General features: G+C 59.4%; 26 protein-coding genes. 18 read left to right on the top strand and 8 right to left on the bottom strand.

The window, feature by feature from the left end; genetic code table 11:
* Positions 1–427: 427 nt before the first annotated feature.
* On the top strand, positions 428–1237 hold the full coding sequence (locus tag BM344_RS00595; protein ID WP_091984785.1) for a DUF6160 family protein: 810 nt from the start codon (positions 428–430) through the stop codon (positions 1235–1237).
* A 64-nt stretch (positions 1238–1301) separates the two neighbouring features.
* Here the strand turns inward: BM344_RS00595 and BM344_RS00600 are convergent, their stop codons facing one another.
* The 3 genes from BM344_RS00600 to BM344_RS00610 all read right to left on the bottom strand — a co-directional run bounded on the left by BM344_RS00600 (position 1302) and on the right by BM344_RS00610 (position 4049).
* Positions 1302–2096, bottom strand: a complete 795-nt coding sequence (locus tag BM344_RS00600) for an ABC transporter ATP-binding protein (RefSeq protein WP_091984787.1) — start codon at positions 2094–2096, stop codon at positions 1302–1304.
* A gap of 9 nt (positions 2097–2105) precedes the next feature.
* Positions 2106–3008, bottom strand: a complete 903-nt coding sequence (locus BM344_RS00605; RefSeq protein ID WP_091984790.1) for an ABC transporter permease — start codon at positions 3006–3008, stop codon at positions 2106–2108.
* Positions 3009–3074: 66 nt separating this feature from the next.
* Positions 3075–4049, bottom strand: a complete 975-nt coding sequence (locus tag BM344_RS00610; RefSeq protein WP_091984792.1) for an ABC transporter substrate-binding protein — start codon at positions 4047–4049, stop codon at positions 3075–3077.
* A 276-nt stretch (positions 4050–4325) separates the two neighbouring features.
* Between BM344_RS00610 and BM344_RS00615 the strand changes: the two genes are divergently transcribed.
* Both BM344_RS00615 and BM344_RS00620 read left to right on the top strand, forming a co-directional pair.
* Positions 4326–5993 carry an AMP-binding protein gene (locus BM344_RS00615; RefSeq protein ID WP_091984794.1) on the top strand — a complete coding sequence of 556 codons (1668 nt, stop codon included), beginning with the start codon at positions 4326–4328 and terminating at the stop codon, positions 5991–5993.
* A 132-nt stretch (positions 5994–6125) separates the two neighbouring features.
* Positions 6126–6611: a thioesterase domain-containing protein gene (locus tag BM344_RS00620; RefSeq protein WP_091984796.1), complete on the top strand. Its 486-nt coding sequence runs from the start codon at positions 6126–6128 to the stop codon at positions 6609–6611.
* A gap of 40 nt (positions 6612–6651) precedes the next feature.
* Here BM344_RS00620 and BM344_RS00625 read toward each other — a convergent pair whose 3' ends face one another.
* Together BM344_RS00625 and BM344_RS00630 are read right to left on the bottom strand one after the other, a co-directional pair.
* Positions 6652–8340, bottom strand: coding sequence for an ABC transporter permease (locus BM344_RS00625; RefSeq protein ID WP_091984799.1), 1689 nt, complete (start codon positions 8338–8340; stop codon positions 6652–6654).
* Between the two features lie 147 nt (positions 8341–8487).
* Entirely contained in the window at positions 8488–9504 is a 1017-nt protein-coding gene (locus BM344_RS00630) for a Fe(3+) ABC transporter substrate-binding protein (protein ID WP_091984802.1), read from the bottom strand.
* A 187-nt stretch (positions 9505–9691) separates the two neighbouring features.
* On the opposite strand from BM344_RS00630, the gene BM344_RS00635 reads away from it, so the two are divergent.
* The 3 genes from BM344_RS00635 to BM344_RS00645 all read left to right on the top strand — a co-directional run bounded on the left by BM344_RS00635 (position 9692) and on the right by BM344_RS00645 (position 12170).
* Positions 9692–9970 carry a PilZ domain-containing protein gene (locus tag BM344_RS00635; RefSeq protein ID WP_091984805.1) on the top strand — a complete coding sequence of 93 codons (279 nt, stop codon included), beginning with the start codon at positions 9692–9694 and terminating at the stop codon, positions 9968–9970.
* A gap of 181 nt (positions 9971–10151) precedes the next feature.
* Entirely contained in the window at positions 10152–10688 is a 537-nt protein-coding gene (locus BM344_RS00640; protein WP_228143512.1) for a hypothetical protein, read from the top strand.
* A gap of 177 nt (positions 10689–10865) precedes the next feature.
* Complete coding sequence (locus BM344_RS00645; protein WP_091984808.1) at positions 10866–12170, top strand: HD-GYP domain-containing protein; 1305 nt, start codon at positions 10866–10868, stop codon at positions 12168–12170.
* Here BM344_RS00645 and BM344_RS00650 read toward each other — a convergent pair.
* Positions 12160–13281: an organic solvent ABC transporter permease gene (locus tag BM344_RS00650; protein WP_091984811.1), complete on the bottom strand. Its 1122-nt coding sequence runs from the start codon at positions 13279–13281 to the stop codon at positions 12160–12162. The genes BM344_RS00645 and BM344_RS00650 overlap by 11 nt on opposite strands.
* A gap of 268 nt (positions 13282–13549) precedes the next feature.
* Between BM344_RS00650 and BM344_RS00655 the strand changes: the two genes are divergently transcribed.
* The 3 genes from BM344_RS00655 to queF are packed head-to-tail and all read left to right on the top strand — an operon-like array spanning position 13550 to position 16103.
* On the top strand, positions 13550–14500 hold the full coding sequence (locus tag BM344_RS00655; RefSeq protein ID WP_091984814.1) for an ABC transporter ATP-binding protein: 951 nt from the start codon (positions 13550–13552) through the stop codon (positions 14498–14500).
* Positions 14497–15270, top strand: coding sequence for an ABC transporter permease (locus BM344_RS00660; protein ID WP_091984817.1), 774 nt, complete (start codon positions 14497–14499; stop codon positions 15268–15270). The genes BM344_RS00655 and BM344_RS00660 overlap by 4 nt, the downstream gene beginning before the upstream one ends.
* 14 nt (positions 15271–15284) lie before the next feature.
* Positions 15285–16103: an NADPH-dependent 7-cyano-7-deazaguanine reductase QueF gene (gene queF, locus BM344_RS00665; protein ID WP_091984820.1), complete on the top strand. Its 819-nt coding sequence runs from the start codon at positions 15285–15287 to the stop codon at positions 16101–16103.
* A 3-nt stretch (positions 16104–16106) separates the two neighbouring features.
* On the opposite strand, the gene BM344_RS00670 is transcribed toward queF, so the two are convergent.
* Both BM344_RS00670 and BM344_RS00675 read right to left on the bottom strand, forming a co-directional pair.
* Positions 16107–17546: an adenylate/guanylate cyclase domain-containing protein gene (locus tag BM344_RS00670; protein ID WP_091984823.1), complete on the bottom strand. Its 1440-nt coding sequence runs from the start codon at positions 17544–17546 to the stop codon at positions 16107–16109.
* A 1-nt stretch (position 17547) separates the two neighbouring features.
* The gene (locus BM344_RS00675; protein ID WP_091984826.1) at positions 17548–17859 is read right to left on the bottom strand and encodes an Mpo1-like protein; all 312 of its coding nucleotides are present in this window, start codon (positions 17857–17859) and stop codon (positions 17548–17550) included.
* A gap of 176 nt (positions 17860–18035) precedes the next feature.
* Here BM344_RS00675 and BM344_RS00680 point away from each other — a divergent pair, with 176 nt between their 5' ends.
* The 9 genes from BM344_RS00680 (at position 18036) to BM344_RS00720 (ending at position 25843) form a co-directional block, all read left to right on the top strand.
* On the top strand, positions 18036–18587 hold the full coding sequence (locus BM344_RS00680) for a nitroreductase family protein (protein WP_091984829.1): 552 nt from the start codon (positions 18036–18038) through the stop codon (positions 18585–18587).
* A gap of 227 nt (positions 18588–18814) precedes the next feature.
* Positions 18815–19213 carry a flagellar basal body rod protein FlgB gene (gene flgB, locus BM344_RS00685; RefSeq protein ID WP_091984832.1) on the top strand — a complete coding sequence of 133 codons (399 nt, stop codon included), beginning with the start codon at positions 18815–18817 and terminating at the stop codon, positions 19211–19213.
* A gap of 28 nt (positions 19214–19241) precedes the next feature.
* Positions 19242–19691: a flagellar basal body rod protein FlgC gene (gene flgC / locus BM344_RS00690; RefSeq protein ID WP_091984835.1), complete on the top strand. Its 450-nt coding sequence runs from the start codon at positions 19242–19244 to the stop codon at positions 19689–19691.
* A gap of 18 nt (positions 19692–19709) precedes the next feature.
* Positions 19710–20387, top strand: a complete 678-nt coding sequence (locus BM344_RS00695) for a flagellar hook assembly protein FlgD (protein WP_091984838.1) — start codon at positions 19710–19712, stop codon at positions 20385–20387.
* 27 nt (positions 20388–20414) lie between these two features.
* Positions 20415–22313 (top strand): flagellar hook protein FlgE, encoded by a 1899-nt coding sequence (locus BM344_RS00700; RefSeq protein WP_091984841.1) that lies wholly within the window; start codon positions 20415–20417, stop codon positions 22311–22313.
* Positions 22314–22404: 91 nt separating this feature from the next.
* Positions 22405–23157, top strand: a complete 753-nt coding sequence (locus tag BM344_RS00705) for a flagellar basal body rod protein FlgF (protein ID WP_091984844.1) — start codon at positions 22405–22407, stop codon at positions 23155–23157.
* 82 nt (positions 23158–23239) lie between these two features.
* Positions 23240–24028: a flagellar basal-body rod protein FlgG gene (gene flgG / locus BM344_RS00710; protein ID WP_091984846.1), complete on the top strand. Its 789-nt coding sequence runs from the start codon at positions 23240–23242 to the stop codon at positions 24026–24028.
* A gap of 19 nt (positions 24029–24047) precedes the next feature.
* Positions 24048–24749, top strand: a complete 702-nt coding sequence (gene flgH, locus BM344_RS00715; RefSeq protein WP_407656785.1) for a flagellar basal body L-ring protein FlgH — start codon at positions 24048–24050, stop codon at positions 24747–24749.
* Positions 24746–25843 carry a flagellar basal body P-ring protein FlgI gene (locus tag BM344_RS00720; RefSeq protein WP_091984852.1) on the top strand — a complete coding sequence of 366 codons (1098 nt, stop codon included), beginning with the start codon at positions 24746–24748 and terminating at the stop codon, positions 25841–25843. The genes flgH and BM344_RS00720 overlap by 4 nt, the downstream gene beginning before the upstream one ends.
* Positions 25844–25848: the final 5 nt, after the last annotated feature.

Raw genomic sequence — 25848 nt, forward strand, 5'->3', positions numbered from 1 at the left:
CTCCCGGATGCCCGGTTATGTCTGTAGATCGTTGTGTTGGCGCGGCTGGTGCCGCCTGCGGCCACTTGTGATGCTGTGACCGCCTGGAAGTTTTTGGCCCTATATGTGGGCTTATTTTTTGAGGAGTATAACAGGATATAGTGTTGTGTGAATAAGAACGCAACTATTGAACGGGAGCATGCTGCAAAGAAAATCAATCGTTGAGCGCTTGCATCGGCGAAAATTCCCGGAAAACCGCGCGTTGCGGTTTAAAATTCATAACTACTATATGTTGTGGTTAAAAATTCACCGGCAATGGCGCTGCAAAGCCCGACAGAATGTGACTTCTGCACGTACCCCGTCGATACGTGTCGTTAAAGTATGAGGGTGGTGTCGAACATTGCAGTGGCCCACAGGATGTGACCAATACCAAAACAAGGAAATAATAATGAAAGGCCTGAAACCAACCTTGCTAGCGCTCTGTGTCGCGGGTGTGCCTCCCGTGGCCATGGCCGAGATCCAGATGCTGGACGACTCGGCCATGGGCAATATCACCGGCCAGGCCGGTGTGACCATCGAGCTGGAAACCCGACTGAACATCGATCGCTTCATCTACACCGATGAAGGCTCTCTTGAGGTCAACGATATCTTTATCGGCGGTGCGAACCGCACCGACATGTTCTCGGAGATGAACCTGAACCTGAACGGGCAGGCGACTGATCGGCTGGACAACATCCGGATCAATATAGACATTGCCCAGGATGGCGATGCCATCATCAATCTGTTGCCTATCACGTTTAACGCGGTGGATTTCCGGATGAGCACCGGCGCCTGGAACCTGACAGGTACCGGCGGCAGCACCACGGTGCTGGATAACTTCAACATGGACATGTTGATCGGCTCCGGCACCATTCGGATCGATACTGCCACCGACAAGCTGAATCTGCTCACGGATATCGCAATTGACGATCTTGATTTCGATGTGCCGTTCCTGGCCCTCGGCATCCGCGACCTGCAACTGACCGGTGCGGATTACGACCTGTCGGCGCCGCAGCCCCTGAGGCTGTTCGCGAACGTAGATCTCGATATCTACAAGGGCAGCAACGCCGCTGGCGATGAAGCGCTTGCCGTGGATATGGAGCTCTTCGAGGCAGATATGCGGATTGGTGGCGTGCTCGTGGGCGGTGTTTCCATCGGCTCGGTAGCCATGGACAACCTGGCCATCTCGAATACGGCCATGCGCATTTACGGCCACTGAGCCGATCCTGCCGTTAAAAACAAACGGGGCCGCTAAGGCCCCGTTTTTTATTCCTGCCGTGGCTTCAGCCCAGCAGCAGGCTGTCGTCGTCCACTTCCAGTCCGCGTTGCTTCTCGAACAGGCCCAGCAGGTCTTTAACCTCCAGACCCTCCCGGTCCTCGCCGGCGATGTCGAACACCACCTGACCCTGATGCAACATCACCGTGCGGCTGCCAACGTCGAGCGCCTGTTTCATGCTGTGGGTCACCATCAGCGCCGTCAGCTTCTGCTCCTCAATGATCTTGGTGGTCAGCTCCAGCACGAAAGCGGCGGTTTTTGGGTCCAGGGCCGCGGTGTGCTCGTCCAGCAGCAGGATGCTGGAGGGCGTGAGGCTGGCCATGAGCAGGCTGACGGCCTGGCGCTGGCCGCCGGAGAGCAGGCCCATCTTGTCGCCCAGCCGCTTTTCCAGGCCCAGGTTCAGGGACGAGAGACTGTCCCGGAACTGCTCCATATACTGCCGTTTGACCGCCGAGGTAAGGCCACGGCGCTGACCGCGCTTGATGGCCAGGGCCAGGTTTTCCTCGATGGTAAGGCCTTCGCAGGTGCCCGCCAACGGGTCCTGGAATACCCGGGCCACGCGGCCGGCACGCTTGTGGGTGGGCAGTTTGGTGACATCGAGGTTGTCCACGATGATCTGGCCGCTGTCCACCAACACTTCGCCGGCGAGGGCATTGAGAAACGTGGACTTGCCTGCGCCGTTACTGCCGATCACGGTAACGAATTCGCCCTGGTTCACGGTGAGGCTCATGCCCCGGAGGGCGGGGTTTTCCAGCGGTGTGCCTTTGCCAAAGGTGAGCCGCAGATCGGTTGCACTGATCATGTTGTCTCCTCAGGCCTTTTTTCGTGACAGTTTGCCGGCGATGGACGTGCGCACGCCGGGCAGAACAATGGCGAGGGTTACCAGAACCGCCGTAATCAAGTTCAGGTCCTGGGCCTGGAGGCCCAGGAAATCGGCGTTCAGGGCAAAGGCGATGGCCAGACGGTAGATGATGGCCCCCACCACGCAGGCGATCAGTGCACGAAACACGGTGGAGGGCGTGACGACCGCCTCACCGCCGATCAGCGAAGCCAGGCCAATGACGATCACACCTACGCCCATGGTGACGTCTGCGGCCCCCTGGCTCTGGGCGAACAGGGCGCCCGCGAGGCCCACCAGGCCGTTGGAAAGGGCAACGCCGAGCACGATCATGGCGCCCGTGGCGATGCCCTGGGCCCGCGCCATGCGGGCGTTCGCACCGGTGGCGCGCATGGCCAGGCCGGTTTCGGATTTCATGAACCGCCAGAGCAGGATCAGGGCGATGAACACCACGATCACGAACAGCAACACCGGTACCTGGTGGAATTGCAGGCCCAGGTCGTACCAGGGCGTGAGCACGGTTTCTTCGGTGAGCAGTGCCACGTTGGGGCGCCCCATGATGCGCAGGTTTACCGAATACAGCGCAATCATGGTGAGGATGGACGCCAACAGGTTGAGAATGTTGAGCTTTACGTTCAGAAGTGCGGTAACGGCACCTGCGGCCATTCCGGCAAGAACTGCACAGCCAGTGGCCAGCCAGGGGTTCCAGCCGTCGATGATCAGTACGGCCGCTACGGCTGCGCCCAGGGGAAAGCTGCCATCCACGGTAAGGTCGGGAAAGTCCAGCACCCGGAAGGACAGGTAGATGCCGAAGGCTACCAGGCCGTAGATCAGGCCGGTTTCAATAGCGCCATAGAGGGCGATGTTACTCAGCATGGTCGGGTATCACCATTAAATAGAAACGGGCAGCCCCTTGTGAGGGCTGCCCGTTGGGTTTCGGGATTACTGGGCGCTGTCGATGACTTTTTCTGCCTCGGCGATCAGTTCGTCAGACAGGGTGATGCCCATGCGCTCGGCGGCGGCCGGGTTCACAAACAGGTCCAGCTTCTCCATGGTCTCCACGGCCATGTCGCCCGGCTTCTCGCCGTTCAGCACCCGGGCAACCATCACACCGGTCTGGCGACCGTGGTCGTAGTAGTCAAAGCCCAGGGCAGCCACAGCGCCACGTTCAACGGTAGCGGTATCGGCGGCAAACACCGGAATGCCGGCGCGCTCACCAACCGAGATTACCGCTTCGGCCGCGCTGATCACCGTGTTGTCGGTGGTCAGGTAAATAGCGTCTGCCTTGCCTACCAGGGAGCGGGCGGCGCCGAGTACCTCGGAGGTCTTGGTGGCTGCGCCTTTAACCAGTTCCAGGCCGCGGGCGGCAAGGCGCTCCTCCAACAGGTTTACCAGCGATACCGCGTTGGCCTCACCGGGGTTGTACACGGTACCGATGCGCTTGGCGTCGGGTACGATGCGCAGGAGCATGTCGAGGTGTTTGTCCAGTGGCAGCATGTCGCTCACGCCGCTGATGTTGGCGCCGGGGGCTTCCAAGTTGGTCACCAGCTTGGCACCCAGCGGGTCGGTTACGGCGGAGAAAATTACCGGCGTGTTGCGGGCCGCGGCTGCTACGGTCTGGGCCGAGGGTGTTGCGATAGCGACGATGACATCGGGGTTTTCACCCACGAACTTGCGGGCGATCTGGGCGGCGATGGCCGAGTTGCCCTGGGCACTTTCGTGCATCACCTGAAGGTTTTCACCTTCTTTGAAACCACGTTCAGCCAGCTCGTCCTTGATGCCCTGGTAAACGGCGTCCAGTGCCGGATGCTCTACAATCTGGGTGATCGCGACAGTGCGGGGTTCGTCTGCCTGCACGAGGGTTGCCATTGCCAGCAGGGTGGCACCCAACAGGGTGCGCAGGGTACGTTTGGCCATATGCCCATCTCCGGATTGGTTGACTGTGATGTTGAAATTCAGAAGGTGCGCAAGTTTACCACAGGCTCATGGCCTACGGGGTAGTGTCTGGCCGGTTGCCGCAGGCTTTTTGGGGCTTTCGGTGCGGGTGGGGTAATCTGTCGTGATTAAAATAGGTGCGATCAGAAATTATTTTGCGTCGGTCACGTTTTGACGGCCTATCATGTGTTGAAATACCCTACGAAAGTCTAATAATAAGTCACCCATAACTCGAATAACGAATTGCAAGGAAGGTCCATGGACACAACAAACAAACTCCCGCTGGATATGCTCTATCACTGGGAGAAAGAAAAAACGAACGCGCTGTACATGACCCAGCCCATCGGCGATGGCAAGGTGGTGGAATACACCTGGGGTCGCGCAGTTGATGAAGCCAGACGCATGGCTTCTTATCTGAAATCCCTCAATCTGCCGGAAAAAAGCAGAATTGGCCTGATTTCCAAAAACTGCGCCCACTGGATCATGACTGACTGGGCCATCTGGATGGCCGGCCACATCTCCGTTCCCCTTTATCCCACCCTGAACGCCGACACCGTGAATTACATCCTCAACCACGCCGAGTGCGAGGTGGTGTTTGTCGGCAAGCTCGACGACTGGGACATGATGAAGCCGGGCGTGCCGGAGTCCGTGCGCTGCATATCCTACCCGCTGAGCCCGCCAAATGATTTTGAAACCTGGGACGACATCATTGCCAAGTATCCTCCCCTTGAGGAGAACACTCACCGGGACGCCGACGAGCTGGCCACCATCGTGTACACCTCAGGCAGCACCGGCAAGCCCAAGGGCGTGATGCTCAGTTTCGGCAACATGGCGTTTGCCGCCGAAGGTGGGATGGAAGTCCTGAAGGTCGGTTCCGATGAGCGCATGCTGTCCTATCTGCCGCTGGCTCACGTATTCGAGCGCACCTTTGTTGAGCTGGCCTCGCTTTACGCGGGATTCCAGCTGTACTTCGCCGAGTCGCTGGACACCTTCGTGCAGGACCTGCAGCGGGCGCAGCCGACCCTGTTCCTCTCGGTACCGCGTCTGTGGGTGAAGTTCCAGCACGGCGTGCTGCAGAAACTGCCCAAGCAGAAGCTGGAGCGTCTGCTGAAGATTCCGGTGGTGAACAAGCTGATCAAGAAGAAGATTCTCAAGGGCCTGGGTCTGAACAAGGTGAAACTGGCGGGCAGTGGTTCCGCGCCGCTGGCCAGCGATGTTCTGGATTGGTACCGCAATCTTGGCCTTGAGCTGCTAGAAGGCTATGGCATGTCGGAAAACTTTGCCTACTCACACATGAACAAGCCGGGCCGCTCGCGCACCGGTTACGTGGGTGAGTCGCTGCCAGGAGTGGAAACACGCATCAGCGAAGAGGGCGAAGTGCAGATCAAGAGCCCGGCCACCATGATGGGTTACTACAAGGATGAGGAGAAAACCCGCGAGGCCTTCACCGAAGACGGTTTCCTGAAAACCGGCGACAAGGGTGAGATCGACGAGATGGGGCGCCTGAAGCTGACCGGCCGCATCAAGGAGATCTTCAAGACCAGCAAGGGCAAGTACATTGCCCCAGCGCCGATTGAAAACCGGCTCATGTCCCACGACGCCATTGAAATGGTGTGCGTGTCTGGCGCCAACCAGACCCAGCCTCATGCACTGGTCATGCTGGGTGAGGAAGTGCGGCCGAAGATGGCCGATGAGGCCTTCCGCAAGGAAATCGAGGAAAGCTTCAAGAAGCTGATTGCAGATGTGAATAAGACCGTGGACCCCCACGAGCAGCTGGCGTTCATTACCGTGGTCAGCGATGAGTGGTCCATCGAAAACAGCTTCCTGACCCCGACGCTGAAGCTCAAGCGCAATGTGGTCGAGGACGCCTACCAGGAGAAGGTGGACAGCTGGTACGCCAAGCGTCAGCCGGTGATCTGGCAGTAACGCCTGACTGTCTGCAGGCGAGAGAGAGCCCGGCATTGCCGGGCTCTTTTTTTGTAGGGGTAAAAACCGACGTTAGTCGCATAGGGAAAAGGCAGGCGCAGGCCTAAACTGGAACGATATCAGGAGGATGTTATGAGCCAGTTGTCCCTTTTCCAGAAACGTGTCCATGACGAGATACCCCTCTCCCGGGCCATGGGTATTCAACTGCATTCCTGGGATGGCCATTCGCTGCTTCTGAGCGCGCCCCTGGAACCGAACAGCAACCACCAGGGAACGGGCTTCGGTGGAAGCGTTTACGCGGCGGCGGTTACTACCGCCTGGGGCGTAACCGAACTGGCGTTGTGGGACCTGGGACTCAGGGCAACGGTGGTGGTTCAGAACGGCACCATTGATTACCTGGAGCCGGTGACCTCCGACTTTTACGTGGTTTGCCGGTTGCCCGGGGAAGAGGTTCCGGAACGGTTCCGCAAGAGTCTGGCGAAACACGGCAAGGGGCGCCTGGACCTGACCGCCGAGGTGTTCTGTGGTCAGCCCACGGCGGCACCCGAAGGCGATCCGGTGGCGGTGTTTCAGGGCCGCTTTGTAGTTCGGGACGTGAAATCCCGGGTGAGTCTTTAAGGTCTGCTAAAGTCTGCCAAAGCCTGCTGAAACCGGAGGCTCAGGCAATTGACCGGCTGTTCGAGATCGACCGGCTCATCAGAATGATGGGGACAATGCCGGCAAGCACAATGATCAGGGCTGGCAGTGCGCTGTGGAAAAGGCGCTCATCGGAGGCAAACTGGTACACGTAGGTGGCCAGGGTCTCGAAATTGAACGGCCTCAGAATCAGGGTGGCCGGCAACTCCTTCATACAGTCCACGAACACCACCAGGGCGGCCGTTATCAGAGTGCCCCGAAGCATGGGCAGGTGCACCCGCACCAGGGTCTTGCCGGGGGTGTGGCCAAGCGAGCGCGAAGCCATGTCCATGCTGGGAGTAATCTTCTGCAGGGCGCTTTCCACGCTGCCGGCAGACACCGCCAGGAACCGTACCGTGTAGGCAAACACCAGGGCGAAGGCAGTGCCGCTCAACAGCAGCCCGGTGCTGATGCCAAAAAACTCCCGCATCAGGCTGTCCAGCCAGTTATCAAACCCCGCCAGAGGCACGATTACACCAACCGCAAGCACGGCCCCGGGCATGGCGTAACCGAGGCTTGAGAGACGCATCAGGACCTGCATGCCCCGGGTGTTGTGCAGCCGGCGACTGTAGGCCAGGGTGATGCCAATCAGCAGGGTGGTCAGGGCGGCGGCGCTTGAGAGGAACAGGCTGTTGAACGTGTTGCGGACGAACTCAGGATTCCAGCTCTCGTCAAAATACTCCCAGGCATACAGGCCCAACGTCGCACCGGGAATGACAAAACCCAGCAGCACAGGAACCGCGCATACGGCGAGGCAGATCATCTGGCGGCCGAAAGACATCTTGAACCGGCGTATCGGCTCACGGTTATCACGGGCGGCGTACTGCTGCTGGCGCCGGCGGGAATAACGCTCCAGGGTCACCAGAATCACCACGAAAATAAGCATGGTGGTGGCAATCTGGGCCGCGCCGCCCAGGTTGCCCAGGTTCATCCAGGTATCGAACAGGCCAGCTGTGAGGGTCTGGACGGCGAAGAAATCAACGGTGCCGAAGTCGTTGAGGGTTTCCATCAACACCAGCGACAGCCCAACGGCAATGGCCGGGCGGGCGATGGGCAGAACCACCCGGAAGAAGGTGCTGATGGCAGAGTGGCCCAGGCTTCGACTGACGTCGAACAGTGACGGCGACTGCTCCAGAAAGGCGGCCCGGGCCAGCAGATAGACATAAGGGTATACCACCAGGCCGATCATCAACGTGGCGCCCTCCAGGCTCCGTATCTCAGGGAACCAGTAGTCTGCGGCGCTGGTCCAGCCGAACCAGTCCCGGAGTGCTCCCTGAACGGGGCCGGCGTAGTCCAGAAGGCTGGTGTATACATAGGCAATGACATAGGCCGGTACGGCGAAGGGGAGCAGCATGGCCCACTCGAAGAACTTGCGGCCGGGAAATTCACACATGGTGACCGCCCAGGCCGAAGACAGGCCAACCACCAGGGTAATCACGGCTACCCCGATCATCAATTGCACGGTGGTAGTCAGGTATCTCGGCAGTGTGGTGTTTATCAGGTGAGGCCAGATGTTCTCTTCCGGGAAGAAGGCCAGAAAAATGACAGACAGCACAGGCAGGGCGACGATGGCGGTCGTTATGAAAGCGCTGATCAGCCATCGGGCAGAGGTGCGTTTGGCCAGCAGGGGTTGGGATACCCCGGGATGTGTGCTGGTTGCGGCCTCTGTCATGATGTTCCTGTCTTTAAAAACGTGCGGTTACCCGAGCAAGGGGGCAGATTGTAGACAGCTCGCGTGGCGCCTGCAACGACTGACAGCAGGACACCGGCGGTTTGCCCGGAAGGCGAGGGCGGCGAACCCGCCCCCACCAACCGTGGGTCACTCGCCGTCGTAGTCGACGCGGTCAACCAGTTTCACCGCTGCATTGCGATGATCGGCAATTTCCTGAAGTGACAGGTTGTCCGGGTTGATCTCGCCCCACTCGGTGACCAGACCGGAGGGCTCCACTGCCGGGTTAGCCGGGTATTCGGTATTAGCTTCCGCGTAGATGCGCTGGGCTTCCGGCGAGGACAGGAATTCCATCAGTTTGATGGCATTTTCCCGGTTCGGGGCGCTGTTTGTCAGAGAGATGCCGCTGATGTTGACGTGGGTGCCACGGCCCTCGGCGTTCGGGAATACCAGGCGAACCTGTTCGGCGATCGGGCGCTGGCTCTCATCCTGCAGCATGTTGCCGTAGTAGTAGCTGTTACCGATGGCGACATCGCATACGCCCTCGGCAATGGCCTTGATCTGGTCACGATCGCCGCCCTGGGGTTTACGCGCCAGGTTGTCCTTCAGGCCCTCGAGCCATTGCTCGGTCTCCGCCTCGCCGTGGTGGGCGATCATTGAGGAGAACAGGGCAATGTTGTACGGGTGCTTGCCGCTGCGGGTGCAGATGCGACCTTCCCATTTGTCGTCAGCCAGTTGCTCGTAGGTGGTGATCGCGCCTTCTTCAACACGCTCCTTGGAGACGAAAATCAGACGTCCGCGGGTGGTCAGGGCGAACCATTTGCCTTCTGGGTGGCGCAGGTTTTCCGGAATGTTCTCTTCCAGCACGTCGTTGTCCACCGGCTGAACCAGGTCGCGCTCAACGAGCTCGTTCAGGCGGGAGATGTCCACAGTCATGACCACGTCTGCCGGGCTGTTGCGGCCTTCGCGCTCCAGGCGTTCAGCCAGACCCTGCTTGGCAAATACCACATTGGCCTTGATGCCGGTTTCCTGCTCGAATGCATTGAGCAGGGGCTCAAGCAGGTATGCCTGACGGTAGGAGTAGATGTTTACCTCTCCCTCGGCGGAGGCTGTCAGGGGAAGGGCGCTCAGGGCCATTGCGGCAGTAACTGCCAGTTTCATACGCATAGTTTTGTCCTTTTCAGGGCGTTACGGTGTCTTTGGCCTGTATTGAATTGCACAGGCTGTTAAAAACAGCAACTATTCTCATTTGTGTTACAGGTGTAGTCAATAACTCCTCTGGGATATTTTCAGCAAAATGGTGCTATGCTTCGGAAGATCATAAAAACTATGCAAAAAGTAGTGGGATCCATTGATGTCCGGGACTGAGCGAAGAGAGCACATTCGCACTGCCATGAGTGCGAAAGTGAAAGTGGTGCATGGGGAGTTGGGCGAGTTTGTCTTCTCGACCCGTGACATTTCCGACGGCGGCGTCTTTGTTGTCGTCGATTCCGAGCCCTTTGCCCCGGAAATCGGTGACAGGGTGACGGTTCAGGTGCAGGGACTGCCAGTGCCAGCTCCGACATTGCAGATGGTCGTTGTCCGCAAAACCAATGACGGCTACGGACTGCAATTTGATGAAAATGGTGACTGATAGGCGGATTGCCCCGGTTCTTCATGGATAATGACAAGCGTTTGTTACCGATGCCAGGGAATGCGCCCGTTCGATGACTGTCCTCAGACCAACCCGCCTTAAATCTGAAAAAACCGGGGCCAGACGACCGTCAGCTAGCTTCCTGGCCAGGCCGCTGGCTGCATGCCTGGTGCTGTTGTCAGTGTCCGGATGTGCCAGTTACTACTCCCATTTTGCTATGTTTCCGGCTGCCAACTCCTCTGGCGAACCCAGGCAGGTTCGCCTTTCCTGGCAGACCGCCGAGTATCCGGACTGGTGGTTCCTCGGGAACCGGGCAACCTCGGTCAAGCTGGAGACCCAGTGCAGTGACAGGGTGTGGCGCCTGAGGGACGGGGATGACGATCAGGCCGGGCAGTGTGCTACCGGCATCCGCGCTTGTGGAGAGAAGGGGCAGGACCTCGTAGCCGCCACCGGTCAACCGGCAACGCCCGGGTTCCGATGCATGGCCATCAATCCCCAGGATCCCGCCGCTCGCATTGCCGGGGTAGGCAGTAAGCTGGAACTTCTGGTGTCCTGTGAGCCTGCGGTGGTCGCTGAAGGGCAGGGTGATGACGCCCGCAATCTGGATTACCTCCGGGCCTCAGCAGTGCCCTATACCGTCTATGTGCGCAAGGCTCCGCGAGGGTCCCTGATTGCAAAGCCGCCCCGCTTTGACGACTCCGTATGTGACGCAGAGTGACACTTTCTGACGTTCCAGTGTGACGGTCATCACATTGCTACACTTTGTTGCCTCCTGAATATTAGCGTTACCTTTTGTGGCCTTTGGGTTACTCCTCGATACGAATTTGTAATTGTGTCTTCCGGGCGTTGAGTCAGAATGGTAGCCATCGAAACGTCTATATCGTGAGGTGGTCCCGTGGGTGTCCAACAAAAGAAAGTGGCGGTACATGATCTGGAAGTTGGCATGTTCGTGTCCGATCTGGACAGGCCTTGGCACCAGACGCCTTTCCCGATCCAGGGCTTTCACATCCGCTCCCAGGACGATATCCGTGCACTCGTATCCCACTGCAAGTGGGTGATGATCGACGTCGCCGAGATTCGCGAATCGCGGGCTGTGAAGGGCAACAGCAAACCGGTATTCGGTCGTGCGGCTGGCAGGCGCGGTGGGCGTGAGCAACTGCAGCTGCCGCCCCTTAGCATTCGGGAGCCGGTAACCTACGAGACGGTTACGACGCTCAAGAAGGAACTTAAGACGTCCAAACGCCTTCTGGATGACGTGGAAGACGCGTTGGGTCAGCTGTTCGACACCCTGCGATCCGAAGGCGTGCCCGACTTGCGGCCGATTGCCACGATTACCAGCAAGATGGTGAGCAGTGTCATCCGGCAACCGGACGCCTTGCTGTGGCTGAGCCGCACCCGGGCCCATGACAGCTATCTGTACCGGCACGCCCTCAATACTGCCGTTTGGGCGTTGGTGTGCGGGCGTCACCTTGGCCTGAACGAAGGGCTTTTGAATCATCTGGGCCTTGGCTGCCTGCTGTCTCAGGTGGGAAAAACCAGCCTGCCCGCGGACATGCTCGCCCGGGAAGGGCAGTTGAACGCCGAGGAGTACACAACCTACCGGGGTTACATCAACCGGGGTGTTGCCATGCTGCAGGACAGCGGGCTCTCACGCGCGGTACTGAGTGTGGTTCAGTGCCATCGGGAGCGCCATAACGGCTCGGGTTTCCCCGAGGGTATTCGGGGTGACCGGATTCCTCTGCTGGCCAAAGTGGCTGGTATTTCAGAGTTCTTCGAGTCGCTGATTGCCCCCCGCAAGCATTCCGAGCCGCTCACCCCTGCCAAGGCGGTGACTCTCCTGTACGAGATGCGCAATATAGAGTTTCAGGAAGATCTGGTGGAGAACTTCATCCAGGCGATTGGTATCTACCCAACGGGGAGTCTGGTCGAGCTGACGGACGGTCAGAGGGGAATCGTGGTTTCGCACTCTCCGGAGCGCCGGCTCTGGCCCCGGGTGATGGTGATGACAGACGCCGAGGCACGGCCCCTGAAAACCGCGAAGATCATCGATCTGGCGCGCTACAACGAGGACCGCGACGCAGCCGAAGCGGTCCAGATCCGTGAATGTCTGCCCCATGGCACCGAGGGAATGGACCCGGCCATGTACGATGTAACCGGCGTTGAATCGCGCTGGGGCCTGGGACGACTGATTAACGGATAAGCACCCGCAGCTGTTTGCGGACCCACCGATAGGTGTCCTCCGGGCGGAAGCTCAGCAGGAGTTCTGATTCTCCGCCCGCAGGACCCGCAACAAAGTACTCCACCTCGCCGCTTTGCCAGTTTGTCGCATGTATCTGAACATCCTGGGGGCGGGTGCTGATGGCCTCCAGCTCGGCAAGGGCCAGGTCACCACCGATCTTCCGGATGGCCACGGACTTAATGGCGGTATCACCCGCCGGAACACTGGCCACTTCCTCATCCAGATAGTAACGATTCGCCACTGCCGTAGTGATCGCTTTCAGTTCCCGCGAGAGGTAGGTTTTCACAGCTTCGTTGTCTATCTCTGTCACTGTACGCACGGACTCCAGGATGCGGGAACGGAGAGCAGCGAGATCCTCGCTGTAGACCACGTCCGGGTCGATGGCGTTTTCATCCAGCGGTCGTGACGGCGCGTTGTCAATTTCTTCGAGGGTAGGGGGCGGCTGACACAGCGGATCGTCTTCCGGGTAGAAGCAGATCTCGGCCAGCAGCTGATTGGCCGGGGACACGTTCGATCCCTCGGCGGTAAACTCCGCTTCACTGACGTTGAAGTCGATGGGCGAGCTCAGGCCCGGCAGGGCCGCGTTGAGCTGCCTGATCACCCGCTCGCGGATTTCGATACCCTCGCCCTCGCCGATGTTCTCGGTCCAGTTCAGGGCGATGAGCAATCGAGAGAGGTTATTCAGCGGGACGTTTTGCAGCAACTGCTGCTCCCTAAGCGTGTGGGTGCTCAATCCCTCGCTGTCGACCAGGGGTGCCTGCAGCGCTGTTCGCACCTCCGGAAAAAATTCGAGAAAGGTGACGTATTGGCCGGCGGGTATTCCCTGCGCCAACGACAGATCGCCTACGCGGAATTCAACGGTTTCGCCCGGGTAGTAGCGGAATTCGCCGCTGTCTGTGGTAGTGCCGGACTGGCTGGCAGTCTGGTAGCCCAGGCCACTGACGCCATTGAAATTCAGCCGGCCGGCGAGGGTGTCGTCGGCAGCGGAGCCGCCGCTGTCGTCAAAACAGCCAGCCAATACCAGGGTGCCTACCAGGGTCAAGGTCAGTTGGAAGCGGTGAACGGATCTCATGGTGTGTCGTACATTCCCTCGTTTCAGCACGCCTGAACCGGTTTGCGGCGTCTTTTGTAAGTTGTTGTAACCGCATTATAGGGACGGGTATTGCCTCATATCGGGATTCCTGTCGCAGTTTCCATGATTGATCCGCAAGCGGGGCGAGCCCGAAGCTCTCGGCTCCAGCCCCTTGAAATTGCGGGGACAGTCACAATAAATAGCATTCTAAATTCCGGCAGAGCGCCAGGCCGACTGGCCCCTGCCCACCGCAGGATCGGAATCGTCTATGACCAATGCACTGGAAATTGAGGGCCTGACCAAGGCCTATGGCGATGGCTTCCAGGCCCTGAAGGGGATTGATCTGAACGTCGCCGAGGGCGACTTTTTTGCGTTGCTTGGCCCCAATGGCGCGGGTAAATCCACCACCCTGGGTATTGTCTGTTCACTGGTGAACAAAACCGGGGGCAAGGTCCGGGTGTTCGGCAAGGACATTGATACCCATCTTTCCGATGCCAAGCTGAACCTCGGTGTGGTGCCGCAGGAGTTCAACTTCAACCAGTTCGAGAAGGTGTTCGACATTGTGACTACCCAGGCGGGTTACTATGGTATACCGCTCAAGCAGGCATCGGTGTCGGCGGAGAAATACCTGAAGAAGCTGGGCTTGTGGGAGAAGCGGAATACGCCGGCGCGCATGTTGTCCGGTGGCATGAAGCGGCGCCTGATGATTGCCCGCGCCCTGGTGCACGAACCCAGGCTGCTGATCCTGGACGAACCCACCGCCGGTGTTGATATCGAGCTGCGCCGGTCGATGTGGACCTTCCTGGAAGAGATCAACCGCCAGGGCACCACCATTATCCTGACCACGCACTACCTTGAGGAGGCGGAAGCGCTTTGCCGCAACATCGCCATCATCGACCACGGACGTATCCTCAAGCACACCAGCAAACGGGCGCTGCTGCAGCAGCTTAGCCTGGAGACCTTTGTGCTCGATACCGAAGAGCCGCTGGATACCGCTCCGGAATTGTCCGGATTTGCCACCCGCCTGGACGACGAGGGCGCGCTGGAAGTAGACGTGGAGAAAGGGCAGGGCTTGAACCAGGTATTCGTGCAGCTTGAGCAACTGGGCATCAAGGTGGTGAGCATGCGCACCAAGGCCAACCGGCTGGAGGAGCTCTTCATCCGCATGGTGGAGGAGAACGCGGCGGAGAGTCGCAAGGCCATGGAGGGCGCCGCATGAGCCCACAGGCCATATTGACTGCCTTCAGTACGATCGTGGTTCGTGAAATTCGCCGGTTTACCCGCATCTGGGCCCAGACCCTGTTGCCGCCGGCGGTGACCATGACGCTCTACTTTATCATCTTCGGCAACCTGATCGGTTCGCGCATCGGTGAGATGGGCGGGTTCGACTATATGGCGTTTATCGTCCCGGGGCTGATCATGATGGCGGTGATCACCAATTCCTACTCGAACGTGGTGTCTTCGTTCTTTTCGATGAAGTTTCAGCGCAGTATCGAGGAGCTGTTGGTGTCGCCGGTGCCTAACTGGGTGATCCTGGCTGGCTATGTGACTGGCGGCATGGCGCGCGGGCTCGGTATTGGCCTGATCGTGACCCTGCTGTCCCTGGCATTCACGCGGTTATCCATTCACAGCGTTCCAATGATGGTGTTGACGGTATTCCTTACCTCGGCGCTGTTTTCTCTGGGCGGTTTCATCAACGCGATGCTGGCCACCAAGTTCGATGATATCTCCATCGTGCCGACCTTTGTGCTTACGCCGCTGACCTATCTCGGTGGCGTGTTCTACAGCATCGATATGCTGCCGGCGTTCTGGCAGGGGGTTTCCATGGCGAATCCGATCCTGTACATGGTCAACGGGTTCCGTTATGGCATCCTTGGTGTCTCGGACGTCAATCCCTTCGTTTCTCTTGGTATGATTCTGGTGTTCATTGCCATCCTGGCCTTCATTTCCCTGAAGATGCTGGCGCGTGGCAAGGGTATTCGCCACTGACCTCAGGACCTTCTATGGCACTTAATGATGCGCCGCTTGGCAAGACAAGCGATTATCCGGACAGGTATGACCCGGGCCTGCTGTTTCCCGTTGCCAGGGAAGAAAACCGTCGGCGGCTCGGTCTTGAGGATGGTCGCTGGCCCTGGTTTGGCGAGGATCTCTGGCAGGCCTGGGAAGTGTCCTGGCTTCGCCCCGGCGGCGTACCCGAGGTAGCCTGGGCAGAGCTGGTGTTCCCGGCCGCATCGCCGGCCATTATCGAATCCAAATCCCTGAAGCTGTACCTGAACTCCCTCAACCAGGCGGTTTATTCCAGCCGGGAGCAGGTGGCCGAGGTGATTGCGCAGGATCTTTCCAGTGCCTGTGGCGGGTCGGTGCAGGTGCGCCTGCACAGCGTTGATGAGTCCGGGGAGGCCATCGGCCGCCCGGCGGGGTTCGAGCTGGTTGATGACGAGCCGGTGACCGAGCCGGTCTACGAGTACTCGCCTGATTCGCTGTCTGCTGGCGGTACCGTCGTTACCGAGCAACTGTGCTCGCATTTATTGAAAAGCAACTGCCCGGTGACCGGCCAACCGGACTGGGCCACGTTGCTGGTCAGCTATACCGGGCCGCGGATCGACCGGGCGGGCCTGCTGCGTTATGTGGTCAGTTTCCGTCAGAAGCAGGATTTCCACGAACACTGCGTGGAGACCGTGTTCACGGACATCATGGCCCGGTGCCGGCCGGAATCTCTGACGGTGTGCGCCCGTTATACCCGGCGCGGGGGGCTGGACATCAATCCATGGCGCAGTACCGAAACGGGGCAGGATGCCGGACCACGACTGATCCGGCAGTAAGGGTCAGGAAAGGTCTTCCTCGCGCCGCAGGCGATCTGCGGCGTCTTCCAGTGCCGAGAGGATGCACTGGCGTTCTTTCTCGGTCACCTTGTCGGAATCCAGGTACATGGCAAAGCCACTGTGCTCGTGCTCCAGGAAGCTCCGGTGGGGACCCATGTCGCGCCGGAAGTCGACCACCTCATAGATAGGTACCGGCTTGCCGAAGCCCTTCACGGTGATTTCGCCCTTGTCCCGGCACATGATCTTGTCCTTGATCAGGGAGAAGGTTTCGTAGGAAACGAGGATTTCGCCCGGCTGGGCCAGTGACTCCAGGCGGCTGGCCAGGTTCACTTCCTTGCCGATAATGGTGTAGTCCATGCGGTTTTCGGCGCCGAAATTGCCCACGGTGGTATAGCCGGTGCTGATGCCCATGCGAATTTCCAGGGGCGTCTTGATGCCCTGGCTGCGCCACTTCTGGCGCATGATCTTCATGTGCTTGCGCATTTCAATGGCCATGGATACACACGCAAAGGCGTCTTCCCGCTGCCCACGGCTGGTAGGGTCACCGAAGAACACCATGATGGAATCGCCGACGAACTTGTCGATGGTGCCGCCGTATTTGAGGGCCACTTCCGACATTTCGTTGAAGTAGTGGTTCAGCAGCTCGGTGAGCGCCTCTGGCTCCATCTCTTCCGAGAGCTCGGTAAAGCCCTTGATGTCCGAGAAGAACACGGCGAGCTTCTTGCGCTGGGTTTCCAGGCGCACATCGCGCTCACCGGTGAAGATGGACTGCCAGACCTGGGGCGACAGGTATTTGGAAAGCTTGTGGGAGAGGGCGATGGACTGTTCCCGCTGGTTCTGGATCTGGGTTTTGGCCAGCATCAGGGCCCGTGCCTGCTGATGCGAATAGTAGGCGGTAACGCAGATGTACAGGCCGGTGGACAGGATCGAGACGATGCTGGTCAGCAGCGGCGAGTGGGGACCCGGGGCCGGGCCAAGAATCGCCACGGATACTGCAATGGCGGCGATCATGAACATGGTGCCCAGGAACCATTGCCGCATGCCGCCCACGATCAGGCAACTGAACATGAGCATCAATGCAACGGCCAGGGAGGGTATGACAATCAGGCCGATGCACCCGATAAAACCGCCACCGATCACGCAATCGACTATCAGCATTTTCTGCCGGATGCGTGGTGAGTTGCGCAGAAACGTCCGTCGTGTCAGGGCGTGGGCAATGTGTGGCCAGGTGAGGGCACCGGCAACCAGCCAGAGCAGCCAGAAATCGAAGGCATTCTGCAGTACCCCCGTGACGATGATCGCCGCCGTGGACGTGTATGCGAGAATCCGGCCGTTGTAATCGGGCATGGGCGGAATGGCCACCGGGTTCCCGGCGCCTTCAATGGCCATCGCCCGGCCAGCGGAGCTGCTGGCGTTGCGCAAATCAGGCGGCGCGCTCATCATTTCAGAAACGAATCCTGCCGATCAGCATGTCACGGAACATGACCCAGTCGCCCATGAGGCTGTACAGTGGGTATTTGAAAGTCGCGGGGCGGTTCTTCTCGAATTTGAAATGGCCTACCCAGGCAAATCCGTATCCGATGACTGGCAACGCCAAAAGCCAGACGAACTTGCCCGAGGTCAGTGCCCAGGCACCCACGATCAACACAAGCAGACTGCCGGCAAAGTGCAGACGACGACAGATGGCATCGCTGTGTTCTTCAAGGTAGTACGGGTAGAATTCGGAAAAGCTGTTGAAGGTTTGTTCATTGCTCATTGCGTTGCCACTCTTCGTTGTAAGACAGTCGCTGCGAGTCAGCTTTTTTGTTTGTTATTGGCGAGTGTTTGGCGTTCTCGACTACGACTAAAGATTAACAGCATTACGTACGGGCCACAATTCACCGGCATGGGATGGCTGCGTGCGTTCTTTCATTCACCTGACAGTGAGCCGTTATGACATCCGTTACTGATTTCCTGCTGAACCGTTCCTCGCAGCCCAGGCTGGAGGCGCCCGCTCCGGATGCCGCTACCCTGGAGAAGGCCTTCGCCTGTGCCGCCAGGGCTCCAGACCACGCTCTGTTACGCCCCTGGCGGTATCTGGTGGTACAGGGTGAGGGCCTGGAGAAACTGGGCCAGCTGTTTGCTGCCACCTGTGCCAACAACAGTGACGAAAAAGAGATCGAAAAGCTGCGTCGGGCGCCGCTCAGGGCCCCGATGATCATTGTCGGTATTGCCTCCCCGGTGGTTCACCCGAAGGTGCCGGAAATCGAGCAGGTGATGTCTGCCGCGGTGGGCATGAGTTTTGTCCAGCTGGCGCTCCAGGAAGCGGGTTTTGGCGTCATGTGGCGTACCGGTGCCGTTGCCTACAACGCTGCCGTCCGGGAGGGGCTGGGCCTTGAGGAGCATGAGCAGATCGTCGGTTTTCTCTACACCGGTCGGGTGGCCCAGGCAAAGCCCGCCATTCCGCGCCCGGAGGTGGCCGAGTTCGTCCGCCAGTGGCCGTAGCCTGATCGCCGGAATTTCCCCCTTCTTCGGGGGAAGTTCCTTGCCGCTTTTTCGCGTCCTTCGTTCTGCCCGATGTTGCCCAGCGGCCGGAAACCCGCCCGCAAATACCGCTCTCCCCGCTATTTTCAGCCACTTTCCGAATTCTGGCATTCGCCTTGCTTTGATCCTGTCATGAAACGCAGGCGGCAATGTTGAGTCGCTCTGCTGACGAAGTATCTGGAGGCAACATGGCAATTTCCTTCGACAACGCTCTGGGCATTCATCAGCACGCAGTGGAGGCCCGTGTGAAGCGCGCTGAAGTGCTGGCAAACAACCTGGCAAACGCCGACACCCCGGGCTTCAAGGCCAGGGATGTTGATTTCCAGGCGATGATGCAGAAGGCCCAGGAGTCCATGAGCGGATTCAATATGAGCAAAACCCATGATGCGCATATGGATACATCCACCGCGGGTGCTGACGGCGAACTGCTTTACCGGGTGCCGCACCAGCCCTCTGTGGACGGTAATACGGTGGATGCACAGCAGGAGCAGACCCGATTCATGCGTAATGCGATGGATTTCCAGGCCAGTTTTCAGTTCTTGAACAGCAAGTTCAGCGGCCTGACCAAGGCCCTGAAGGGCGAGTAAGCCACAGGATTAGCGAAGGAGATTTCTCATGTCACTGGGCAGCATTTTTGATATCGCCGGTTCCGGCATGACCGCGCAATCACTGCGGCTGAACACCACCGCATCCAACATTGCCAACGCAGAGACCGCCAGCTCGAGCACCGATACCACCTATCGGGCCCGCAAGCCGGTATTTGCCGCCATCCAGCAGTCGATGATGAACCCGGGCCAGGGCAACTTCCCGATGGCGGCCGATCAGGGCCCCGGAGCGGGCGTGCGTGTGGACGGTATTGTCGAGAGCCAGGAAGAGCTGCAGATGCGCTACGAGCCCCACCATCCGGCCGCGAACGAGGACGGTTACGTGTTCTACCCGAACGTGAACGTGGTGGAGGAAATGGCGGACATGATGTCGTCGTCCCGGAGCTTCCAGATGAACGTGGATGTCATGAATACCGCCAAGTCCATGATGCAACGCATTCTGACGCTTGGTCAGCAGTAATTCGGTGAGGAGCAAATCATGACTGCAGTAAATGCAACAGACGCGTCGGATGTTCTGAGCCAGTACCGGGCGCAGCAGAAGCAGACAGGCAGCGGTACCAGTGAACTGGGCCGTAACGAGTTCATGGAGCTCATGCTGGCGCAGTTGAAGAATCAGAATCCCCTGGAGCCCCAGGACAACGGCGAGTTCATCTCCCAGCTGGCCCAGTTCAGCTCTCTGGAGGAGATGCAGAATCTGTCCGGTACGGTGGAGGATGTGGTGGGCCAGTTCCGCTCCACCCAGGCGCTACAGGCCTCTGCCATGGTGGGCAAGTCGGTTCTGGCACCCTCCCAGTTCGGCATCCTGGGCGCAGAAGGTGAAATCACCGGCACCATCGAGGTACCGGCGTCCACCGGAGGTCTTCGCCTGTCGATTGAAGGCAAGAACGGCGAGCGGGTGCGGCAGATCGATATGGGCAGCAGCCAGGCGGGCGTGGTGTCGTTCCGCTGGGATGGCCAGGACGGTAACGGCAATCCTTTGCCGCCAGGTCCCTATCGGATTGTTGCCGAGGCTTCCTACCCCGATGGTCCCCAGCAGCTGGGCACCATGGTGAGCGCGAACGTTGACAGCGTGTCCCTGGGGCAGGGCGGTTCCATAACTCTGAATCTTGCAGGCATGGGCTCGATTGCCCTGTCTGATGTGAAACAAATTAACTGAGTCCGGTGATACACCAGGGGGTTAACCATGGCATTTAATACAGGTTTGAGTGGCCTTCGCGCGGCATCGGTGGATCTGGACGTCACCGGCAACAACATTGCCAACGCCAGCACCGTGGGCTTTAAGGGCAGCAAGGCCCAGTTTGGCGATCTCTACGCCAGTGGCTTTCTCAGCGCCGGGACCAACCCGATTGGTGATGGCGTGCGGGTTCAGGCTGTCAAGCAGTCGTTCGGTCAGGGCAACATCAGCTTCACCGACAATGGCCTTGATATGGCCATCAGCGGCGACGGTTTCTTCATCCTCAATAATGGCGGTGAAATTCGCTACTCCCGCGCCGGCCAGTTCTCGATCGACAAGGAAGGCTTTGTCATCAATAACCAGAACATGCGGGTGCAGGGCTATACCGCAGATGAAGACGGCAACCTCTCAGGCATTCGCGGCGACCTGCAGATCGAGACCGATAACCTGGCGCCGAGGCGGACCACCAACCTGGATTCCGATCTGAACCTGGATTCGCGCCAGAGCGTGCTCGAAACCCGCGTTCGGGACATCGGGCCACTGGCTTTCAGTGCAATTTCCGGTGAGACCTTTGATGTTCAATATACGGACGGCACTCCGAACTTTCCGGTTGATCTGACCGCAACCTCGACGGCGAGGGAAGCGGCGGCCGAGATCAACAACGCGCCGGGGATGAGCGCGTCGGCAACGACGACTGTCACCTTCGACGGCGCCCAGGATCTGAACGACGCCTTCATCAGCGGTGCCAGCAATTTTACCTTCAGTCTGGATATCAACGGTTCGCCCCTGACTCTCGATACCTCCAATATCAACTCGCTGCAGGACCTGGTGGATTCGATCAACAACTCCAGCGAGACCGCGATCTCCGCCTCCATTGTGGCCGGTTCCGGCGGTACCAATGTTCTGCGGGTGATTCATAACCAGGGCGAAACCCTCAGCTACAGCTTTGCGGACGGTAACGGCAACAGCGATTCCGATACCGTGAACGGTGATGTGAACGTCACGGCCGACCGGTCGGTTGCCGGTGTTACATCCACCACCGCCGACAACGATTTCGAGCTTGCCTTCAACGCATCGCCAATCCGGGTGACCAATGAGTTCAACCCTCTGGATCAGCGCACCTATAACCACGCCACATCGACGACTGTCTATGACAGCCTTGGCAACTCCCACGAGCTGACCCAGTTCTTCGTAAAAAATCCGTCGCCCGGTAACGGCGTTGGTGTGAGCGAGTGGTCCGTGTACGCGCAGATTGACGGTGAGTTCGTCGGCGGCACGGATGTGACACCGTTTACCGCCCGTTTTGATCAAGACGGCGCGCTGCAGTCCATCAACGGCGATCCGAGCGGTGAGATTCTGATCGACGACTGGATTCCGAAGGACGACAGCGGCCAGCCCAATGGGGCAGATGGTCCTCCTGCGCCGGGCGAGACCGTGGTAACTCCGATTCCCGAGCCGCCCACCACCTCGGCCTTTGTGATCAACCTCAGCGGCACCACCCAGTACGGCGCGGCGTTTGGCGTGAACGACCAGCAGCAGAATGGCTACACCACCGGCCGGCTGTCGGGCCTGGATGTATCCGACCAGGGCGTTCTGTTTGCCCGGTACACCAACGGGCAGTCCCAGGCATTGGGACAGGTGGCGCTGGCGGCCTTCAATAACACCGACGGTCTGAATCCCGTGGGCGACACCACCTGGGTGGAAACCTTCGAATCCGGGCAGCCGATTATTGGCGCGCCCGACACCGGAACGCTCGGCTCTATCAAGGCGAGCTCGGTGGAGGAGTCCAACGTGGACCTGTCGTCTGAGCTCGTAAACCTGATCATTGCCCAGCGCAATTACCAGGCCAACGCCAAGACCATTGAAACCTCCGATGCGGTCACCCAGACCATCATCAACCTCCGCTAATCTCGCAGCCGTAAAACCAGCGTCATAGCGAACATGGCATGACTCCTGCAGGAAGACTGGAAACAGTCAAAATTCCGGCAGGAGTTTTCCCATGGACAAAGCCCTCTACATCGGTATGTCTGGCGCCAAGCAGAATATGCTGGCCCAGCAGGCCCACGCCAACAACCTGGCGAACGTCAGTACCACCGGCTTCAAGAAAGACTTTGCTCAGGCCCGAAGCATGCCTGTGTTCGGGGAGCATTACCCGACCCGCGCCTATGCCATGACGGAAAGGCCCGGCACGGATCTGTCCGCGGGTGCGCTGATGGAAACCGGCCGAAAACTGGACGTTGCGGTTGAGGGCGAGGGTTGGCTGGCCATCCAGAACGACCAGGGCGAAGAGGTGTTCACCCGCAGCGGCAGCCTGCAGATCGACGTGAACGGTCTGGTTCGGCTGGCCAACGGCGAACTGGTCCTGGGTAATGGCGGACCGGTGGCGCTTCCTCCCTTTGACAATGTCGAGATCGGTGCCGATGGCACGGTGTCGATTGTGCCGGTGGGCGGCCCGCCTGACCAGCTGGTGGAGGTTGATCGCCTGAAACTGGTCAGTCCGCCTCCGGAGGCTCTGGAGAAAGGCCTGGATGGCCACATGCGTCGCAAGCCTGACCAGGCACTGGATGGCCCGGAGCCGCCGGACGCCAATCTGCGAGTCGCTTCCGGCTTCCTTGAAAGCTCCAACGTGAATGCGGTGGAAGAGATGATCTCCAACCTGCAGTTGTCTCGCCAATACGAGATGCAGGTGAAGGTAATGACCACTGCCAACGAGAATTCCGAAGCAACGGCACGGCTGTTGCAGAACCTTTAAGTAACGACTGAAGACATTGGCCTGGCGGGCCTGAAGCGGCAAATTCTGGCCGCCTGACGACCACCGGCAAGGAGTAGACAGCATGCATCCAGCACTTTGGGTCAGCAAAACCGGGTTGAGCGCTCAGGACACCAACATGTCCACCATTTCCAACAACCTGGCGAACGTAAATACCACCGGCTTCAAGCGGGACCGGGCGGTTTTTCAGGACCTTCTGTACCAGATCAACCGGCAGCCGGGTGGTCTGACAACGCAGAACACCGAACTGCCCTCCGGGCTGCAGCTGGGTACCGGTGTGCGGGTTGTTGGCACCGCCAAGCAGTTCACCCAGGGCAACCTGCAGATCACGGAGCAGCCGCTGGATATGGCCATCAATGGTCGTGGTTTCCTTCAGGTGCAGCTGCCGGACGGACAGATTGCCTACACCCGTGACGGTCAGTTCCAGCTGAACGCCGACGGTGACGTGGTCAATCCGGACGGCTATCCGCTGGAGCCGGCGATCAATGTGCCGGAAAACGCTACCAACATCACCATCGGCAAGGACGGCACCGTCACTGCGGTAACGGACGATCAGGCCGCGCCGGTGAACCTTGGTCAGATCACGTTGGTGGACTTCATCAACCCGCAGGGACTGCAGGCCATCGGCAACAACCTGTTCAAAGCCACCAACGCCAGCGGTGATCCTGCCGAAGGCGAGGCGGGCCTGGCCGGCCTCGGCAGCATTGAGCAGGGCACGGTAGAGGCATCGAACGTGGAAGTCGTTGAGGAACTGGTGAACATGATCACCACCCAGCGCGCCTACGAGATGAACTCGAAGGTGGTCTCGACCACCGACCAGATGCTCCAGTTCATTACCAACAACATAGGCTGATGACGCCTGAGGTGATGTCATGAACCCAATGACCTCCAACCCGACCCTCGGCCAGGGCCTGCGCCTGGCGGTGATTGCCCTGCTGGTTGTGGTGCAGGGCTGTACCGCCATGAGCCGCCCCCGTGCGGTTCCCGACGACCCGCAGTTTGCCCCGGTTCGGCCCCAGGCCATGATGCAGCGGGACCCGGATTCCGGCTCCATCTACCAGGTATCCCGTAACTACAACTTCTACGGCGATACCGTGGCACTGAATGTTGGCGACGTGCTGACGGTGCAGCTTCAGGAGTCCACCCGGGCCAGCAAGAATGCCGAGACCAGCATTACCAAGGACAACGAAATCACGCTGCCTGAGCCCACGATTCTCGGGAAGAGCAATTTCGGCATCAACACGTCCCTGAACCACGAGCGGGATTTCGAGGGTTCGGCGGAAGCGGACCAGAGCAACAGCCTGGCCGGTAGCATTACCGTGACGGTGACCGAAGTGCTGCCCAACGGCGTGCTGCGTATCCGCGGTGAAAAATGGCTGTCCCTGACCAATGGCGACGAGTACATCCGCCTGACCGGTCTGGTTCGGCCCCAGGATATCCAGCCGGACAATTCGGTGGCCTCCAACCGCATTGCCGATGCCCGCATTGCCTATGGCGGCACCGGTGACTTTGACCAGGCCAACCAGATGGGCTGGCTGGCGCGCTTCTTCAACAGTGAGTGGTGGCCGCTATGAGTGCTCGCAGACTGTTTGCCTGGGTCCTGGTTCTGACCATGGTGGCGGCACCGGTCATGGCCGATCGTCTTAAAGACCTGGCCAGGATCAAGGGTGTACGCAACAACCAGCTGGTTGGCTACGGCCTGGTGGTTGGCCTGGACGGCACCGGCGACAAGGCACCATTCACCAACCAGACGTTTCGCAACATGATGAACCAGTTCGGGGTCACTTTGCCCGAAGGAGTGAACCCGAACCTGGCCAATGTGGCGGCGGTGACCGTGAGCGCCACGCTTCCGCCGTTCGCCAAGGCGGGCCAGGAAATAGACATTACCGTGTCCTCCATCGGGAACGCTGACAGCCTTCGTGGGGGCACCCTGCTGATGACCTCGCTCAAGGGCGCCGACGGCCAGGTGTATGCCATGGCCCAGGGCAGCCTGGTGGTGGGCGGCTTTGGCGCCCAGGGACAGGATGGCTCCCGGATTACCGTGAACATTCCGAGCGTGGGCCGCATTCCCAACGGTGCCACAGTTGAGCGTGAAGTCTCCTCTCCATTCACCCGGGGCGACACCATCACCTTCAACCTTCTGCGCCCGGATTTCACAACCGCCCGGCGGGTGGTTGAAGCGGTCAACGGCCAGCTGGGCCCGGATATGGCCTACGCCCACGACGCTACGTCTGTTTCGGTCAGGGCACCCCGTGATCCGTCACAGCGCGTCAGCTTCCTGTCGATTCTGGAGAATATCGAAGTGGATCCGGCTGAGGCGGCCGCGAAAGTCGTCATTAACAGCCGCACCGGCACCATCGTGGTGGGCCAGAATGTGGAAGTCAGCCCCGCGGCGGTGACCCACGGCAACCTGACCGTCACTATCCAGGAAAACCCGGAAGTGGTGCAGCCCAACCCGTTCGCCGAGGGTGAAACCGCGTTGGAGCAGGATACCCAGATTGCCATTACCGAGGAGCCGGCTCGCATGTTCAAGTTTGGCCCGGCGGTCACGCTCAATGAGATTGTGCAGGCGGTTAACCAGGTGGGTGCCGCCCCCGGCGATGTCATGGCCGTTCTCGAGGCGCTCAAGCAGGCCGGTGCATTGCGCGCCGAGCTGATCGTGATCTAGGTGGC

Source organism: Marinobacter gudaonensis (assembly GCF_900115175.1).
Lineage (GTDB): Bacteria > Pseudomonadota > Gammaproteobacteria > Pseudomonadales > Oleiphilaceae > Marinobacter > Marinobacter gudaonensis.